Origin of the sequence: Chitinophaga sp. 180180018-3 (assembly GCF_037893185.1) — a bacterium.
Taxonomy (GTDB): domain Bacteria; phylum Bacteroidota; class Bacteroidia; order Chitinophagales; family Chitinophagaceae; genus Chitinophaga.
The window spans coordinates 3709978-3729472 of the sequence record NZ_CP140772.1 but is presented as its reverse complement, the minus strand read 5'-3'; the positions used below and the strand labels follow the sequence as shown (position 1 = coordinate 3729472).

Sequence of the window (19495 nt, the reverse complement as noted above, 5' to 3'; positions counted from 1 at the left end):
ATCTTTAATATATACATTTATATAAGCACTGTTTCACGTTTTTTTATCACGTCTTTCCATATTCATGTATACTGATTATACAGATGAACAATTAGCGCAATTGCTGAACAGGAGCGATGAAGGAGCGTTCCGGGAAATCTATGACAGGTATTGGAAATGGCTGTTGTATTTAGCGCACAAACGCATGCGTAATACCGAAGATGCAAGGGAAGTGGTACAGAATGTCTTTTTAAACCTCTGGAAAAAACGTGATAATATTTCCATTCAGTTTTTGTCGCAATACCTCGCAGCCATGACCAGGTATGCGGTATACCGTTATCTTGCCAACGAAGACAGGCGGACTGACGTATATAGCATGGCCGAAATGTCCGCCGGACAGGAGAGAACGGAAAGTCCGGATATAGATAATAAACACCTGCTGGATATTCTTATCCGATATGCCGGAGACAGTTTGCCCGAAAAATACAGTCTTGTTTTCATTCAACATAAACTACAGGATAAACCACTCCCCGAAGTAGCCGCCCGGCTGGGAGTTTCGCCCCGTACTGCGGAACGTTATGTAACGCAGGTAATGTCTCTTATCCGCAAGCAATTAGGGCATTTGCGCAGCCTTTGGTAAGTCTTCCAAAAAAAAGTTTAAAAAAAGTGGCGTTTTGCTGCGTACACTTTCTTCTTTCATGTCTCTACTTATTATATAGCACTTATTGCCACGTTAAAAACAGGAACAATGAATTTAAGCGCCGATGAAGTACGTCGCCTTGCCGGGAAATACCTGGATGGGAGCGCTACCAGGGAGGAGATACTTCTGCTGCACCAATGGTACGATGCCGTCAACGCAGGAGAAAAGGAGCTGATCCTGACTGATGAGCGGGAAGATGAATTCAGGGAGCATAGCTGGGTGGCATTAAAGCAGAAAATAGCTGCTGAAAAGCCCCGCCGCACCCTGCTGAACGCTGGTATGAAATGGGCTGTTGCTGCGGCGGTAGTGGTGGCTGTTGCCACCGGGATCTATTATATACAGCATACGCAGCAGCCGGCAGTCATACATCCGCCACTGGCAGATGTACAGTCCCCTGCCGGAACAAAGGCCGTACTCACATTAGCAAACGGTGAACAAATAGAATTGGACAGTGCCGGAAAAGGCGTACTGGCACTGCAAACCAACACCAAAATCACAAAAAATGCCGCGGGGCAGATCATTTACTCGGGAGCAGGAAATTCAGAAGAAATTGTATACAATACCATTAAAGTACCGGTTGGCAGCCGGCCTATATCAGTAGTACTGGCCGATGGTACCAGCGTATGGCTGAATGCCGCGTCATCGCTGACTTATCCTGCCGCCTTTGCCGGGAAGGAAAGAAGAGTAACCATCAACGGAGAGGCTTATTTCGATGTAGCAGCTGATGCCACCAAACCCTTTGTGGTGGCACGTCAGGGGAGCGATCTGACCATACAGGTACTCGGAACTCAATTCAACATAAATGCCTATCCCGGTGCACAAGACGCCCGGATCACCTTATTGCAGGGAGCGGTAGCCGTATCCCGCAAAAGCTCGGGGCTCCAGGCCCGCCTGGCTGCCGGCCAGCAACTCAGCGCCGGCGAACGATTCGTGCTCGACAATGATCCGGACCTGGATGCCGTTGTTGCCTGGAAAAACAATCTCTTTATTTTCGAAAGCACAGATATTCAAACCCTGATGCGGGAAGCTGAGCGTTGGTACGGGATTACCACGCAGTACCCTCACGGGATACCCGCAGAACATTTTACCGGCTCAATATCGCGCGACGTAAGCCTTTCGGAATTTTTGAAAATACTAAGTTATAGCGGGGTTTCAGCTAAAATAGACGGAAAGAAAGTATTCATTAATCCTTGAATTCAAAATAAGAGAGAAAGTACGCTGGCATGAAAACCGGCAGTGGTGGTGCACTGCCGGAAGAGTGTCCAGGTATGCTATATACATTCCGCTAAGAGTGTTTTTATCAACCTAAACAAAATGAAGTTATGAAATTAAACTTTCATGAGCAAGCCCTCATGCAAAAGAATGATGCCTGCCCGCGATATGGAGGCACGCTCTCAACCAAAATGTCATCGATTATGAGAATGACCGGCCTGCTTTTGACGACGGTATGCTTGCAGGTGGCTGCAAAGGGGAATGGCCAGAACATCACACTGCACGTGAAAAACGCTACGTTGCCAAAAGTCTTTAGAGAAATCAGCAGACAAAGCAATTACCAGATCTTTATTAATGACCGTCTGCTGAAAAATGTAAAAAAAATTACACTGGATCTGAGTCAGGCCAGTCTTACCGAAACATTGAATGCCTGTTTAAGCGATGAATCATTGAGCTATGTCATACTGAACAAAACGGTTGTCATACAGAAAAAAGAACAACCGGCGGCGGTTGTACCTCCGCCACCAGTGGAGATATCCGGAACCGTAACGGACGATAAAGGTACGCCACTACCGGGGGCGACTATACGAATTAAAGGAGGCAAACGCAACGCGGTAACCAACAACCAGGGTGTATTCAAACTGGCTGCTGAACCAACGGATGTGTTGGTGATTTCCTTCGTTGGATACGAAGATCAGGAGATGAAACCCGGCAGCAATACTGATTTGAAAATAGTATTGAAACCTTCCACACGCAAAATGGATGAGGTAGTAGTGGTGGGTTATGGTACCCAGAAACGTGCTAATATTACTTCCGCGGTAACTACCATGAAAGCAAGCGAGGTAGCATTGATACCTACGTCGAATTTATCGAACGTACTCGCCGGACGACTGTCGGGTGTTTATGTACAAAGTAATACAGGAACTCCGGGAATAGGATCTGGTATACGTATCAGGGCGCTTTCAACTTTCAGTTCTTCAAATACAGATCCGGTGTACGTAATCGATGGAGTGGTAAGAGACAAAACCAGTTTCGATGCGCTTGATCCTAATGAGGTGTATGAGATCTCAGTGCTTAAAGACGCTTCATCTGCGGCCATCTACGGTAGCCGTTCTTCAAACGGTGTAATACTGGTAACTACTAAAACAGGCCACTCCGGCAGGCCTACTGTGAGCTACAGTTCAACGTTTGGTATGGAAAGAACAGGTAAAGTACCGGGCTACCTCGACCTGACTACATCGTTAAAACTGAACCGTTATGTTTTCGGAGATAACAATATTTCCGCGGCAGAAGAAGCAGATGTCAGATCATGGAATGCCGACGGGCGGGCCTGGTATAATGAAGTATACCGGAATCCTACCAACCAGCGCCATGCTCTCAGTATTGCCGGCGGCGGCGAGCGTGTAACTTACTACATCGGCGGTTCTTATTATAATGAGAACGGCTTTCTGCCCAATGTCTCGTACAATAAATACAATCTTCGTGGAAATGTATCAGCAAAGGTAACGAAAGACCTCACTGTAGGACTGAATTTAAGTACCAGCAATGGCACCCGTCAGCGCTTTAATTTCACTTATGACTATGGTTCAGTTGACCTGAATAATCTCTGGGGCAAGCTGTTTTATAACGCGTTTGGTACCCGCCCGTATGTAGATGGTAAGCCGGTAAACCCTGGCTGGCTGGGTAATATGGCAGAGATGATGAGAAATGGTGGTTACTGGAGAAATGGGAATCAACAGATAGATGCCCTGATAAGCGCTGAGTACAAGGTACCTGTGGTACCGGGGTTATCCGCACGGCTTGTGTATAGCCGTAACATTAATAACAGTGGCATTAAAGATTTTGCGAAGAAACAATTACTGTATAACTATGCGATGTCGCCGAACGGTGTAGTAGATGTTACTAAGCCACTGGGCACACAACTGAGCGGAGATCCGAGTACGGAGTATATTGGTTACCGTTATGATAAATCCAATTCCTACCAGCTGAATGCTCAATTGAATTACGACAGGCATTTTGGGGAACATCATGTAGATGCCCTGGCCGTATATGAACAGTACGAATACAATTACAATTACTTTTCTACCTACAGGTATAATTTCCCGCTCTTCCCGACAGATCAGTTCTTTGCCGCCAGTGGTGATAGTAAAAACTGGAGCAATAATGCTTCTGAAACACAGGATGGAAGACTATCTTATATAGGCAGGATTAATTATGATTACGCCGGGAAATACCTGTTTTCGGCCTCTGTAAGGGGAGATGGTTCTGTTAAATTTGCACCTTCCAAAAGATGGGGCTGGTTTCCTTCAGTAGCAGTGGGATGGAAAATTTCTGATGAACCATTCTTCAAAAACATTACATCACTTTCGTTCATCGATCTCCTGAAGCTAAGGTTTTCTGTTGCTGCTACCGGAAACGACGCCATCGGTGGCTGGAAATGGCAGGATCAGTACAATATCCAGTCTTCCAGCTATTACCTGGGCACCAACGGTACCACCGATCCGCGCTTGTCGTATGGTGGCATACCCAATCCTAACCTGACCTGGGAGAAATCAAATTCCACCAACTTTGGTGTAGACGTTAGTATTCTTCGCAACCTGACGCTGACAGCCGAAATCTGGCGCCGTCATACCTATGATATCCTCGGATCAAGGATACTGGCTATCCCTGCCGAATTTGGTACCTCCCTGCCGGCGGTGAACTACGGCGTGGTAAACGCCAAAGGGTTTGAACTGGAACTGGGATATGGCAAACAGATAGGAAGAGACTTTTCTTTCAAAGTACGGGGTAATGTGGGACTGGCTACCAATAAAGTGATTACAAAGGATGTAGCTGCAGGTGCTGTACCGGTAGACGATCCCAACGGGAAAACTCTCAATTATATTTCCGGTTATCTCGCTACTGGTATTTATCGTACCCAGGCGGATCTGGATAAGCTCCCTCAGGGCTTTACCATTGATGGGGTTAAGCCGGTGCTGGGCATGCTGAGCTTCGCAGATATCAGCGGTCCTGATGGAAAACCGGATGGCAAAGTAGATACCTGGGACCGTGTAAAGCTGGCCGACTACCAACTCGCACAGGCGCCCATTTCATATGGCCTCGGCCTCACCCTCAGCTATAAAGGCTTCACGCTCGATGCACAGTTTGCAGGATTGGCAGGGTTTAAAACTACTTACAACGATGCTTTCTCCAGGAATGTTGGTAGCTACTGGGTATATACCAACTATTGGAAAGATTACTGGACAGAAACAAATACCAACGCTTCAGGGCCTAAGCCGTTCCCCTGGGGAAGCCAGTATGCCACGTATGCTAACATGAATTCTTCCTACAATGTACATGATGGCAGCTTTGTAAGACTGAAGTATTTGTCGCTCGGCTACACCGTTCCCAGCGTATGGACAAAGAGAGTAGGCGTACAGTCGGCTTCCGTTTTCGTATCAGGAACCAACCTTTTCCTCCTGTCTGCCTTCAAGTTCTATGATCCGGAATTAAGCCAGTTCATGAGCTATCCGATGATGAAGTCTTACTCGCTTGGCATTAACGTAAACCTGTAAATTTTCAAACCGGGAAAAATCAAACAATGAAAAAGAATCTTACTATATCCACCCTGATCGGTGCGGCCATGCTGCTGAGTAGTTGCAGCAAAGTATTGGATAAAACGAATTTAACCGCGGTGAATCCTTCGCAGGTATGGACGAATGCTGCGATTGCCAAAGCCTATCTGGATGATGTATATGCGAACATGATGCCGGGTAACCCGGCTGGTAGCGGCAACGATACCGACGAGGGAGTGTCTTATCAGCTGCAAACCAATATCTGGATGCGTGGCGGAGCTACTTACGATTCGTATGATATCTACAATGATCAGTTTAAAAATATCCGCACCATCAATATCTTTCTCTCCGGCCTGGATAATGCCAGCTTCGATGATGCGGCAAAGAAGCAAATGAAAGGCCAGGCATTGTTCTGGCGCGCCTGGGCCTATTACGCGCTTACAAAAAGCTATGGCGGGGTGCCTATTATCACTGCACCCCAGGCGGCTACAACAGATCTGAATGCTTTGCAATTGCCCCGTAATAAAACATCGGAGTGCATTGCGCAGATTGTAAAAGACCTGGATGATGCCATCAGCATGCTGCCGGATGTATGGGCAGGGGAAGATGTGGGCCGGATTGATAAGTGCGCTGCTATGGCCTTTAAAGGACGTGTACTCCTGTTTTTCGCAAGCCCGCTCTTTAATCCAGCCAATAGTACCGCAAAATGGCAACAGGCCTACGATGCCTGCCTGGCCGCAAAAAATCAGTGCGATGCAAAGGGTAAGGGATTGTATGCTCCCTATAATAAAATATGGGATGATGAGCTGAATAAAGAAGTGATCATGGTCAGAAGATATAATTATCCGCAGGCTACTTATTTCCAGGGAGGATTGATTCCACTTAATTTCTCCCAGGATCTGGCTGGCCAGGACCGTCCTTCGCTCGAACTGGTAAATGCATTCCCGCGGAAAGACGGATCCAGCTGGAATCCGGCTACGATGTCGTATGATACGCTGTTCAGAAGTCGTGATGACCGCTTCTATGAAACCATTTACTACAACGGTTCTCCGTACCAGTACCTGGCGAAGATGAAGAACATGAACACCTACCTGTGGACGTATTTCGACGCTATCACTGATTATTATTCCGGCACAGGAATCATCGGCACACATAACTCCATCACTACAGATCCGCTGTGGTCTAACTCCAGTTTCTACCGGATCAAAGCTATCGATAAAACCGCCAACATGGCTACCTCTGTTTACAATTCCGGGGTAGACTGGCCGGAGATCAGGTATGCAGAAGTACTGATGAATTACGGAGAAGCTGCCAATGAAGCAGGAAAAACAGCCGATGCGCTGAATGTACTCTACAGTATTCGCGGCCGGGCTGGTATTACGCCGGGAGCAGGAGGGAATTATGGTCTTAGTGCCACCAGTACCGCTGATATCCGCGCTGCTTACCAAAAGGAACGATTCGTGGAGTTTGCATTTGAAGGCAAACGTCTCGACGATCTGCGCCGCTGGAAAATGTTTGGCTACCTGAGAAGTCTGCCGCAGCGGCATGGTGTAGCCATCCTGCTGAAACAGGGACAGTCCGATGTAAAACCAATGGATGATATCAACCAGGTATGGACCCGTTTCTCTACTACCGTAGTGAAAACCGATATTGCTGATATCGCCATCAAAGACGACTATTACATTTACGGTATTCCGCTTACTTATATCAGCAGGAATCCGAAACTGTTGCAGAATAATAATTGGGGCGGTACATTTGATCCGTTGCAGTAACTGATTGTTACACCAGCTGGTGTAATAATTCCCGGTAAAGATGGATGCAAAAAAGAAGGGGGCTTTTGCTCCCTTCTTTGTGTATCAGCCAGGCTTTTTTGTATCTTGTTCTATATGAAGAAAAAATCAGTTTTTTATTTCCTCTTTCAATGCTGTATCTTATCTGTGCTGGCACAAACAAATATGATCTGGAAGATAGGAAAAGAAGACGGACGTGGCGCTGGATAACCCTCAAAACTTCAGCCTGGGAGGCTAACAGAACCATTCAGCGGCTTTTTTGTTAAATTAGTGGATCACCTACTGTTTAAACAAGCCAAAATGGAATATGCGCCCTCAAATAATGAAGAAATAAGCCGATTGTTGAATGGAGTACTTTATAATCTGCCGGTTATTATTTATCGGATAGACAAAAAGGGAGTAATCCGTTTATCTATTGGAGCCGGGCTGAAGGCACTCGGGTTAAGTGATAATGAAATCGCTGGCCAGAAAGTCGTAGACGTATTCCCCAGTGCTAAGGAGCAGGTGGATATGGCCCTGACAGACCAAACCGGCGAATTTACCACACCACTGGAGATAAATGGGAAGAAAACATGGTTACATAGCACGATATTCCCCGACCCGGATCATCCGGGCGGGGTAATAGCTTTTGCCCTTGATATCACCAAACAGAAACTGGCGGAAGAGGAGCTGACCGCCGCGCAAAGGGAGCTGGAGAAAAACATAGACCTGCTTGATTCAGGCGAGGAGCTTACCAAAACCGGCGGCTGGGAGTTCGATATGGAAAACCAATCGTTCTATTTTACCAAATATTTTTATGTTATACGGGCCGGTAGCAGGTTACCTACATCCCTGTTGGACGGAGCCTCCTTTTATGAAGATGAAGAAAAGGTTAAAACGCATGTCCAGGAAGCCATGTTTCACCAGAAGCCATTCGACCTGGAAGTGCGTCCTAAAGGAACAGACCGTTGGATCCGGACGATTGGCGTTCCCATTGTCAGAGACGGAAAAGTGGTGAAGATCAGAGGTACCCTCATGGATATTACCGACAGGAAACTGGCGGAAGAAGAGCTGCTGAAAGCCAAGAAGGCAGCAGAAGAGGCGGCTACTGCCAAGCAACAGTTCCTGTCGAATATGAGCCACGAGATACGCACTCCCATGAATGCCGTTATCGGCATGACTCATCTGTTGCTCCAGGAAGCGTATCTGCCCGAGCAGGAAGAAAATCTTAAAATACTTAAATTCTCCAGCGAAAACCTGTTAAGCCTGATCAACGACATTCTGGATTACAGCAAAATTGAATCCGGCAAAGTGGTATTCGAGGAAATTGATTTTAGTCTCAAAGAACTGGTCAGTAATATCAAACGAGGGCATCTGCCATACGCAGAAGAAAAAGGAATCGGCTTCAAAGTAAGGATAGATCCTGATTTGCCGGAAGTGGTCATCGGTGATCCGGTGAGGCTGGCGCAGATCCTCAATAACCTTGTCAGCAATGCGTTGAAATTTACCAATGCAGGTTCAGTGATCCTTGATCTTTCTCTCCTGAAAAATAGAGCTGAATCCGTGGACATAAATTTTGTGGTTACAGATACCGGTATCGGTATTGCCACTGAGCTACAGGATCATATTTTTGAGATCTTCACCCAGGCAAGTGCCGACACTACCAGGAAGTACGGTGGTACCGGGTTGGGCCTGGCTATTACCAGGCGCCTTGTAGAGCTGCAGGGAAGCACGATTTCGGTGCAAAGTACCGTAGGGAAAGGATCAGCCTTTAGCTTCAATCTCCGCTTTAAAAAGAGTGCGAGAACTCCCGTGTATATTTACGATGGTACAGCAGACGACTTCGGACGACTGAACGGATATAAGATTCTGCTGGCGGAAGATAATGAGGTGAACATCATTGTAGCCGGGAAGTTTATGAAGAAATGGGGGATGGATGTCGACTATGCCAAAACCGGTATTGAAGCGGTGGAGAAGGTACAACAGCATCAGTATGATCTCATATTGATGGATCTGCAGATGCCGCTTATGGATGGTTATACTGCCAGCAGAATGATCAGGGAGATGAATAACGGACAGTTCAGCCAGTTGCCGATCATTGCCCTTACTGCCTCCGCGCTCGCAGAAATCCCACAGAGAGTACTGGATGCAGGGATGAACGACTATGTGATCAAACCTTTCAATCCGCTTGAGTTATATGCCAAGATCATGCAAACCCTGCATGCCGGCGGGTAGCCAGTCGTTTGAGAAATCAGCCGTATATATGCTTAAATGTTGAGATGACACCCCATACAGGATGGTACAGGATGCCTGAAACGATTTTGTTGTTTAATTTGCCACCACTTTGAGAGAAGAATCTATCGGAAAAATTTAAGAGAAACAGTGAACTAATGTGTCTGAAGCAGACGTGGGATTAGTAGTTGCAGACTCTCCCCCCGATTTCCCCGTCGCCCCGGATGCCTGATGCGTGTCATTCCCTGGATATGTTAGTTTAGTTTTTTCGGAACAACCAAAAGTAGCCATCGTGCAAAATGGAATTACAGTTCGCCGCATGTGGTGAACATGACCTGTAATTAATGCGGTCTCTCCATTAACCATTTGGGGTTTTTACGTCTTGTTGCCGGTTCGGCTACAGGCTGCATGCCTATTGATCAATCGCGCGTAAGCTGCTGCCATCGCCGTACCCTGTACAGGGCGCCGGGAAACCCGTGTCATATATCAATCAAATCCGAATGAGAGAATAGCCGGGAATTATTGGGGAAAACAGGTACAAATTACCAATTCATCTTTTTACTTACATCAAATTGTAAATAGCGCAGTGCTATGGAAAATTCTACGTTATTATTAACACGTGATCTTCTATTCTTATCAAAAAATAAGCTGCTGAACAGCGCCTTATTTGTTATGTTACTGCTTCTCCAGCCCTGCCTGGATTTGCTGGCACAGCAACATAGTATCGTTTCCGGGATTGTAGCATCCTCGGACGATAATTCGTTTATCCCTGGTGTAACGGTACAGGTCATGGGTACCTCACGGGGCACTACTACCAACGAACAGGGGAAATATTTCATTGAAGCAAAAACCGGCGACTCCCTTATCTTTCGCTATATCGGGTATGTTGAAAAACATGTAAGGGTAGGAGTGCAAACTACTATTAACATCACGATGCAGTCGGTTTCCAGTCAGCTGAAAGATGTAGTAGTAGTGGCCTTCGGTACAAAGAAAAGGAACGACGTGGTAGGGTCTGTGACCACCATCCGGCCGGCTGATCTGAAGGTGCCTTCCAGTAACCTGACCACCGCCCTCGCCGGTCGTGCTGCCGGCGTGATTGCCTTTCAGCGTAGCGGAGAGCCAGGGCAGGACAATGCGCAGTTTTTTATCCGTGGTGTCACCACTTTCGGATACAAGAAAGATCCGTTGATTCTGATTGATGGTATTGAGCTGACTACCACCGACCTCGCCCGTTTACAGGTAGATGATATTGCCAGTTTTTCAATATTGAAAGATGCCAGCGCCACGGCATTATACGGTTCCAGGGCCGCCAACGGCGTGATTCTCGTCACTACCAAAGAAGGCGCCGTAGGTAAAGCGCACCTGGCTTTCCGCGTGGAAAACTCCGTGTCCGCACCTACGAAAAATATTGAACTCGCCGATCCGGTCACCTACATGAAGCTGGCCAATGAAGCTGTGCTGACACGGGATCCGCTGGGCGCGCTGCCATACTCAGACGAAAAAATCGATAACACCATCGCCGGCACAAACCCGGTGGCCTATCCCGCCAACGACTGGAGGAAAACGATGTTCAAGGACTATACTATGAACCAGCGTGCCAACCTCAGTGTGAGCGGTGGTGGCGGTGTTGCCAGATACTATGTGTCAGGCGCCTATAACCGCGATAATGGCCTCATGAAAGTAGATCACCGAAACAACTTCAACAGCAATATACGTTTGAACAGTTACAGCCTCCGCTCGAATGTAAACGTGAACCTCACCAATACAACGGAAATGACGGTACGACTTAGCGGAAGCTTCGACGATTATACCGGTCCGCTCGACGGCGGCGGCAGCATGTACCAGAAAGTAATGCGTTCTAACCCGGTATTGTTCCCGGCCTATTTCCCGGCCGACGACGCCCATAAATATGTAAAGCATATTATGTTCGGCAACTACGAAGAAGGACAGTACATCAATCCTTACGCTGAAATGGTAAAAGGATACAAGAACTACTCCCGTTCCCTGATGCTGGCACAGCTGGAGCTGAAACAAAATCTGAAGGCCATCACACCCGGACTGGTAGCCAGTGCGATGATGAACACCAACCGGACCTCTTACTTCGATGTAAGCCGCTACTACAACCCGTTCTGGTATAAACAGGATGCCTACGATAAGCAAACAAACAGCTACTTCATTACGAATATCAATCCCAACGACGGTACCGAATACCTGGGCTACAGCGAAGGTGCTAAACTCATCAGTACTTCCTTTTACCTGGAATCGCGCCTCAACTACGACCGGGTATTCAATAAAAGCGGCGTAAGCGGGATGATGGTGTTCATGGCGCAAAGTCGCCTGAATGCGAATGCCGGCGATCTGCAACAATCGTTGCCATTCCGCAACCTGGGCGTATCCGGCAGGCTCACCTACGACTACGATAAGCGCTACTATGCGGAATTTAACTTTGGCTATAACGGGTCCGAGCGGTTCGATAAACACCATCGCTTTGGCTTCTTCCCATCCTTTGGCGTGGCGTGGACCGTTTCCAACGAACCATTCATGAAACCAATGAATGAGATCGTATCTAACCTGCGGTTGCGGGCCACTTATGGTATCATCGGTAACGATGCCATTGGTTTGCCGCAGGACAGATTCTTCTATCTGTCGAACGTGAATATGAACGACAAAGACAAATTGGCTACCTTTGGCCGTGATCCGGGCACACTGTACAGCCTTAACGGTATTTCCATCTCCCGGTATTCAAATCCTGATATCACCTGGGAAACATCCAAACAGAAAAACATAGCGCTGGATCTGGGCCTGTTCAATAAGCTGAACTTTACAGCGGAATATTTTTCCCAATACCGTGATCACATCCTGATGACACGTGCCGCCATCCCTGAAGCAGCGGGCTTTGCAGCGCCTATTATGGCGAACGTGGGAGTAGCTACTGCGGAAGGGGTAGATCTTTCCCTGAACTACAAGCAATTTTTTAAGAATGATTTCTGGGCTTCCGTGATGGGCAACTTCACCTACGCTACCAGCAAGTATAAGAACTACGAAGAACCGAAATACAAGGAATCATACCGCTATCACACCGGTTACTCCATCAACCAGGTATTCGGCTATATCGCAGAAAAACTTTTCGTGGACGATGCCGAAGCCGCCAATTCTCCTAAGCAGAACTTCGGCCAGTACGGCGGCGGCGATATCAAATACCTGGATGTGAACCATGATGGTCAGATTACCCAGGCGGATATGGTGCCCATAGGTCATCCTACAGTGCCTGAAATCGTATATGGATTCGGGTTCTCCCTGGGGTATAAAAGCCTGGATTTCTCTGCATTCTTCCAGGGACTGTCTAACGAATCTTTCTGGATAGATCCGGCAGCTACGTCTCCTTTTGCATCTTATACATACCCTAACGAACAGATCTCTGCTAAACTGCAGAATCAGCTGCTGAAGGCTTATGCAGATGATCACTGGTCGGAGCAGCATCAGAATGTTCACGCACTGTGGCCGCGTTTAAGCCCGCAGGCCAATCAGAACGATATACAAACCAGCACCTGGTTCATGCGCGATGGCGCTTTCCTGCGCCTCAAGCAAATAGAGCTGGGATATACGTTACCGAAGTCATGGCAGAAGAAGATGCATACGTCGTTGTGCCGCATCTATCTCAATGCTACGAATCTGCTCAACTTCAGCAAATTCAAACTGTGGGATGTGGAAATGGGCGGAAATGGCCTGGGATACCCGGTACAGCGGGTGGTGAACATCGGACTGAATATCAATTTCAATTAATAGCACACGGCTCCGTGAATAAAATTATATTAACATGAAAGAGCGTAAAATGATAAGGCTGTACATGTTGTTTATCCTGTGCGCATGTAATGCCTGTTCTAAATTCCTGGATGTGGTGCCGGATAATGTGGCTACCCTCGATAATGCCTTTACAACGCGTATACAGGCTAAGAAATACCTGTTTACCTGTTATTCCTATATGCCAAAGAACGGCGACCTCGGCGATGATCCTGCAATGGTGGGTGGTGATGAGTTGTGGCGGTTTGCTACGGATGCGGGCTATTTCAGCATGGCGCAAGGCTACCAGAACGTAGTATCACCGCTGGGCGACAGATGGGGAAGCTTCTTTCGCGCCATCCGCGATTGTAATATCTTCCTGGAAAACATCGGAAAGGTGCCCGATCTGGAGGAGCCGGAGAGACGACGCTGGATAGCGGAGGTACAGTTCCTGAAAGCGTATTACAATTTTAATCTGGTGATGATGTATGGCCCGGTGCCGTTGATGAAAACGAATCTGCCGGTTAGTGCCGATGGCAAAGATGTCAGCATTGCCCGCGCTCCTGTTGATTCCTGCTTCGGTTACATCATACAGCTCATCAACGGTGCGGTGGATAATCTGCCTTCGTCAATCACCGATCCTACCAATGAACTGGGCCGCATTACCCAGCCTATTGCACTCGCCATAAAAGCGAAGGTAATGGTATACGCTGCCAGCCCGCTGTTCAACGGTAACACCGACGAAGCAGGGCTTAAAAACCAGGATGGTACCCAGCTCTTCAATCAGGTATTCAACAAAGAGAAATGGAGCGCTGCTGCCGATGCATGTAAAAAGGCTATAGATGCCTGTCAGCAGGCGGGGCTTAAATTATACAGCTACCATCCCGATTTTCAGCAGTATCATCTTACTGATACGATCACCATTCAGATGGGCATCAGGAACAGTTTTGACGAAAGATGGAACAGTGGCATTATCTGGGCCAATACGCAAACGAATTCCTCTGATCTGCAAAGAATGATTACCACCTTCTGGGATCCGGTACACCGCGATATCACCGCCATTCACGGATTGCTGTCGCCTCCGCTTCACATGGCCGAGTTGTTTTATTCCGATCATGGAGTACCTATTTCTGAAGACAGAACTTTCGACTATGGCAACCGGTATGCACTGAGGGTAGCCGGCGACAGCGACGCGCTGTATATACGTAACGGCTATACGACGGTTTATCTGAACTTCCACCGGGAGCCCCGTTTCTACGCGGATCTCGGATTCGATGGCGGCGTATGGTACGGTCAGGGTCAGTACGACGACAGCCATCCCAACGACTTGTTTTACCTGGAAGCTAAATACCGGCAGCGGAACGGTTTCGGAAAGCCAGGCTTCAACACTATCACCGGCTATTACCTGAAAAAGCCGATACATTTCCAGAATGTGATAGGTAACGGTAACGACTACTCTGTAACTTATTATCCCTGGCCTATCATGCGCCTGTCGGCATTATACCTGATGTACGCCGAGGCGTTGAATGAATCAACGGGCCCTACGAATGAGGCTTTGCAGTATGTAGACATGGTTCGCAGCAATGCAGGGTTGCAGTCGGTGGCATCTTCCTGGGGTAACTACTCCAGCAACCCTACGAAATACGCTACCCAACGCGGTATGAGAGATATCATTCACCAGGAAACACTCATTGAGCTGGCGTTCGAAGGACAACGCTTCTGGGACCTGCGCAGGTGGAAGGAAGCACAAACAGTGTACAACAGGCCAGTGAAAGGCTGGGATCTGATACAGGAAACAGCGGATGCCTATTACCGGCCCAAAACCATTTTCAATCAGTCGTTTGGGTTGAAGAACTATTTCTGGCCCATCAGTGAAACTACACTTTCAACAGACAGGAGTCTGGTGCAGAACCTGGGTTGGTAATAACTATTAAAATTACAAACATGAAACAACTACATTATATAGCAGCTGCTTTACTGATCTTCAGCTTTTCCTGTAAGAAGGATGGCAGAATTGATTATACAGATGCCAACGCCCCGGCCCCTGTGCCAGTAACGGATGTTAGCGTGACGGCAACTCCAGGGGGCGCCATATTGACTTACAGAATTCCGGCTGATCCGCACCTGTCATATGTAAAAGCAGTGTACGAACCTCAGCCGGGGAACATCAGCGAAGCGAAAGCCTCTTATTTTACAGACACCCTGCACCTCGTAGGATTCGGTGACACGCTGGTACATAAAGTGAAATTATTCAGCGTAGGAAAAAATGAGAAAGCTTCTGCTCCGATTGAATTACAGATACAGCCCAGGCGCGCGCCATTTCTCAATACATTCGCCTCGCTGAAGATAGACCCTACTTTCGGAGGCATACAGGTCTCGTTCCAGAATGATGCAAAAGATAACCTGGCCATCACACTGCTGCAGGACTCAACGGGAAAAAATACCTGGTCTACCGTCAATACCTTCTACACTGGCGCGCCTTCGGGGAGTTACTCCGTCAGAGGATTCGATACTACGGTGAAGAAATTTGCTGTGTTCGTGCGCGACCGCTGGAATAATAAATCCGATACGCTGATAAAGTCACTGAAACCCATATACGAAATTTCGATACCTAAAAATACCTGGAGCGCTTTGAAGCTGCCCACCGATACCTGGCAGAATGCGGAGTGGTTCACTATCGATCACCTGTGGGATAACAATATCCAGGGTTACAGCGGCATCTTTGCCAGCACCAACGCTTCCGTGCTGCCGCAATGGTTCACTATCGATATCGGTAAAAAAGTGGTGCTCAGCCGGATTGTAGAACATCAGATGCAATCAGACCATTTCTATGCTGGTTCCGCAGTGAAGAAATTTGAACTGTGGGGCTCCAATAATCCGAGCCCGGATGGAAGCTGGGATAACTGGCAGCTATTGGGCACGTTCAATTCCTTCAAGCCTTCGGGGTTGCCGATGGGGCAAACTTCTGCGGAAGATCTGAATTACGCCTGGCTTAAAGGTGAGGACTTTCCATTCGATCATTTGTTGCCTGCCGTACGTTATATCCGGTTCAAAACACTGGAAACATATAGTATGTCCGGGCAGGTAGTGATTGCGGAAATTGATCTGTGGGGACAAATAGTACCCTGAGTTTATGAATTTTTAAAATCAGCAAGATGAAAAATATAACTGGTTATATCATGGCGCTCATCCTGATGCTGGCTACTTTGGCGGCCTGTAAGAAAATGGATAGCACCTACAGAAAATTTGTTGTTCCTGATGGTATCGTTTATGCCGGTAAGGCGAATAATCCAATGGTGCACGCTGGTCATAACAGGGTGAAGATTACCTGGCTCAGAGGAACAGACCCCAATGTAACATCCGCCAGGATCTTCTGGAATAATTACGGCGATTCCGCCAGTGTCACTATTCCGCCTGCCGGCGATACTATCAGCTGTATGATCAATAATCTTCCCGAAAAAATTTATTCATTCATCATCAAAACCTACGACTCAAAAGGTAATGTATCAGTGCCGGTGGAATTGTTTGGGGCGAGTTATGGAGATGTATACCAGGCCAGCCTGCTCAGCCGGCCGGTAATTGCCGGAGTTCTTTACCCTGATTCAGTATCCATCAAATGGGGCGGCGCCGATATTTCAAATGGTGCCTATGCCACCCAGGTAAAATATACGGATACCGTGGGCGCCACGCAGGTGAAGAGTTTCCCGGTAAGCCTTGTTACTACAGCAATTGCCGATATGAAAGCAGGAACTACTTATCAGTACAGAACTGTGTTTCTGCCAGACTCATCGAGCATAGATACTTTCTATACCGATTATGTCACCAGCAAACCTTTCCTGTTCAGTCCGAAAAGCTGGCGCATCATAGATTTCTCCAGCCAGCATCCTGGCGATGAAAATCTGGTGACGAATGTGATCGACGGTAATCCTGCTACCCGCTGGCATGCCTGGGTAGATCACTCCAGTTATCCGCATTTTTTTACGGTAGATATGGGGATGCAGCGGATGATTACCTCATTCATGCTCTACAGGAAAACCGGGGATGACAGGGCCTGTGATACCTTCAAACTGTTGGTCAGTAACGATAACACGAACTGGACGGACCTCGGCACGTTCAATTTTAACCGGCATATCGACGATGGACAATCTTATGATATACCAACTCATCCCAGGGCGAGGTACTTTAAGTTCATCGGATTGACCGGCCCGCTGAGTTACATCGTGCTGGGCGATATCAGTGCTTACGGATTCTGATTGCATTCATCAATTTTTTTATGAATAAAAACCGCAGATTATTATTTTACTGTAACAACCATCATTGTAATGTTAGCAATTGCCCGTATACCAATACGGGCAAAACATTTATCATGAACAAACTCAGATTAATTATGAACCGTTATGATTACTTGAAAAGAAACACCGTGTATGCGTCACTGTTTTGTTTCTTCCTGGCCTGCGCAAACCTACAGGCACAGGATCGTTATGCCGGAATCATTCCGGCCCCGGCCCGGCTGCAGTACAGCAGTGGTACGTTTACCCTCAGCCGCCAAACCGTTGTTAAAGCTGATAACCCGGCCGACAAAGCAGTTGCTTTCCTGAATGCTTATTTGCGTAAAACAGGCAACGGCCCAACAGCATCCGGAAAACCTAATGTCATTGAATTAACCAGCAAAGGCGCCGAAGGACTGCCGGCCGAAGGTTACAAACTGGCAATTACGCCGGAACGTATAACCGTTACCGGTAAAGGCGCCGGACTCTTTTATGGGATTCAGTCGCTCATACAGCTTTTCCCGCAGGATATGAGCGGAACGGTAAAGTTACCTTGTATGACCGTAGAAGACGCTCCCCGCTTTGGTTACCGCGGACTGATGCTGGATGTATCCCGGCATTTTTTCACCATTCAGGAAGTGAAAGACCTGATCGACCTGATGGGTGCGTATAAGCTTAACCGTTTCCACTGGCACCTGACAGATGACAATGGCTGGCGTGTTGAAATAAAGAAGTATCCGAAACTCACGTCTGTCGGCGCATGGCGCGTACCACGCTACCTGCACTATGGCGCCAATGAAGCGCCAATCCCTGGCGAACCCGCTACTGATGGTGGTTTCTATACCCAGGACGAGATCAGGGCGGTGGTTAAATATGCAGCCGATCGCTATATCCAGATCCTGCCGGAAGTAGATGTGCCGGGCCACAGCATGGCCGCTATCGCCGCTTACCCTTACCTGTCGTGCTCAAAAGATACCAGCACCAGGGTAAACCCGGGCAGTAATTTTTCGCACTGGTTTGGGGATGGCAAATATGAAATGCTGATCGATAATACCCTGAATCCATCTGATGAAAAAGTATATCAGTTCCTCGATGATGTTTTCACAGAAATAGCCGCCTTGTTTCCTTATGAATACATCCACATCGGCGGAGATGAGTGCTATAAGGGCTATTGGGACAAAGACCCCGGTGTGCAGGCCATGATGAAAGCAAAACAACTCAAAGATGGCGAAGAAGTACAGAGTTATTTCACCTCCCGTCTTACCCAGATCCTGAAAAAGAAAGGAAAGAAACTCATCGGCTGGGATGAAATCCTCGAAGGTGGCCTGGCAAAAGATGCAGCAGTGATGAGCTGGAGAGGCGAAAAGGGAGGCATTGCAGCCGCTAAACTGAAACATGAAGTGATCATGTCGCCCAACACCAACGGACTGTATTTCGACTATGGAGAACCGGCTGCGGATATGTTACCGGTGAGCGACGGTGGCTACTCCGGACTCTACGAATATGATCCTGTGCCGCACAGTCTGAGTGCAGAAGAAAAACCCTACGTACTTGGCGTGCAGGGTAACATCTGGACCGAGTTCATAAAAACGGTTCCAAGAATACATTACATGATACTGCCCCGCATGCTGGCGTTGGCAGAGCTGGGCTGGACACCGCTGGAAGCCAAGGACTATAAGAGCTTTTCTGAAAACAGGATACCTCAGCATCTGGCAAAATTCGACAAGCTGGGTTATAACTACCGGGTGCCGGTGGCCTCTCTTCCTGCGGATACCACAATGATAGGAGAACGTTTTTCATTTAAGCTGAAACCCGCTGTGCCAGGCTCAAAGATCTATTTCACCCTCGATGGAAAAACGCCTGATATCACCGATCGTGAATTCAATAGCGCCATGGTGTTTATTGTACCACCTAAGGAGAAAAGAACGTTCCAGGCAATTGTAATAACGCCTTCAGGAAAGCAAAGCGCTGTGAGCAAAATAGTACTGGAAAATAAGTAAT

At 47.6% G+C, this 19495-nt stretch carries 10 protein-coding genes; all 10 read left to right on the top strand.

Annotation, left to right across the window (positions count from 1 at the left end):
- Positions 1-64 precede the first annotated feature (64 nt).
- The 10 genes from UNH61_RS14695 to UNH61_RS14650 all read left to right on the top strand — a co-directional run bounded on the left by UNH61_RS14695 (position 65) and on the right by UNH61_RS14650 (position 19494).
- Complete coding sequence (locus tag UNH61_RS14695) at positions 65-619, top strand: sigma-70 family RNA polymerase sigma factor (RefSeq protein ID WP_326992708.1); 555 nt, start codon at positions 65-67, stop codon at positions 617-619.
- 108 nt (positions 620-727) lie between these two features.
- Positions 728-1873 (top strand): FecR domain-containing protein, encoded by a 1146-nt coding sequence (locus UNH61_RS14690; protein ID WP_326992707.1) that lies wholly within the window; start codon positions 728-730, stop codon positions 1871-1873.
- 128 nt (positions 1874-2001) lie between these two features.
- Positions 2002-5445 (top strand): TonB-dependent receptor, encoded by a 3444-nt coding sequence (locus UNH61_RS14685; protein WP_326992706.1) that lies wholly within the window; start codon positions 2002-2004, stop codon positions 5443-5445.
- 26 nt (positions 5446-5471) lie between these two features.
- Complete coding sequence (locus UNH61_RS14680; protein WP_326992705.1) at positions 5472-7217, top strand: RagB/SusD family nutrient uptake outer membrane protein; 1746 nt, start codon at positions 5472-5474, stop codon at positions 7215-7217.
- Positions 7218-7535: 318 nt separating this feature from the next.
- Positions 7536-9449, top strand: coding sequence for an ATP-binding protein (locus UNH61_RS14675; protein ID WP_326992704.1), 1914 nt, complete (start codon positions 7536-7538; stop codon positions 9447-9449).
- A 669-nt stretch (positions 9450-10118) separates the two neighbouring features.
- Positions 10119-13229 (top strand): TonB-dependent receptor, encoded by a 3111-nt coding sequence (locus tag UNH61_RS14670; protein WP_326992703.1) that lies wholly within the window; start codon positions 10119-10121, stop codon positions 13227-13229.
- A gap of 34 nt (positions 13230-13263) precedes the next feature.
- Positions 13264-15150 carry a RagB/SusD family nutrient uptake outer membrane protein gene (locus UNH61_RS14665; RefSeq protein WP_326992702.1) on the top strand — a complete coding sequence of 629 codons (1887 nt, stop codon included), beginning with the start codon at positions 13264-13266 and terminating at the stop codon, positions 15148-15150.
- 20 nt (positions 15151-15170) lie between these two features.
- Positions 15171-16355, top strand: a complete 1185-nt coding sequence (locus UNH61_RS14660) for a DUF5000 domain-containing lipoprotein (protein ID WP_326992701.1) — start codon at positions 15171-15173, stop codon at positions 16353-16355.
- 26 nt (positions 16356-16381) lie between these two features.
- Positions 16382-17479, top strand: coding sequence for a DUF4998 domain-containing protein (locus UNH61_RS14655; RefSeq protein ID WP_326992700.1), 1098 nt, complete (start codon positions 16382-16384; stop codon positions 17477-17479).
- A 113-nt stretch (positions 17480-17592) separates the two neighbouring features.
- Entirely contained in the window at positions 17593-19494 is a 1902-nt protein-coding gene (locus UNH61_RS14650) for a family 20 glycosylhydrolase (protein WP_326992699.1), read from the top strand.
- The last annotated feature ends 1 nt before the right edge of the window (position 19495 follow it).

Bases quoted from the DNA above. Each gene is read 5' to 3' on its own strand.
- UNH61_RS14695 (WP_326992708.1), top strand. From the start codon at position 65: ATGTATACTGATTATACAGATGAACAATTAGCGCAATTGCTGAACAGG.
- UNH61_RS14660 (WP_326992701.1), top strand. From the start codon at position 15,171: ATGAAACAACTACATTATATAGCAGCTGCTTTACTGATCTTCAGCTTT.
- UNH61_RS14675 (WP_326992704.1), top strand. From the start codon at position 7,536: ATGGAATATGCGCCCTCAAATAATGAAGAAATAAGCCGATTGTTGAAT.
- UNH61_RS14690 (WP_326992707.1), top strand. From the start codon at position 728: ATGAATTTAAGCGCCGATGAAGTACGTCGCCTTGCCGGGAAATACCTG.
- UNH61_RS14680 (WP_326992705.1), top strand. From the start codon at position 5,472: ATGAAAAAGAATCTTACTATATCCACCCTGATCGGTGCGGCCATGCTG.
- UNH61_RS14655 (WP_326992700.1), top strand. From the start codon at position 16,382: ATGAAAAATATAACTGGTTATATCATGGCGCTCATCCTGATGCTGGCT.
- UNH61_RS14665 (WP_326992702.1), top strand. From the start codon at position 13,264: ATGAAAGAGCGTAAAATGATAAGGCTGTACATGTTGTTTATCCTGTGC.
- UNH61_RS14670 (WP_326992703.1), top strand. From the start codon at position 10,119: ATGTTACTGCTTCTCCAGCCCTGCCTGGATTTGCTGGCACAGCAACAT.
- UNH61_RS14685 (WP_326992706.1), top strand. From the start codon at position 2,002: ATGAAATTAAACTTTCATGAGCAAGCCCTCATGCAAAAGAATGATGCC.
- UNH61_RS14650 (WP_326992699.1), top strand. From the start codon at position 17,593: ATGAACAAACTCAGATTAATTATGAACCGTTATGATTACTTGAAAAGA.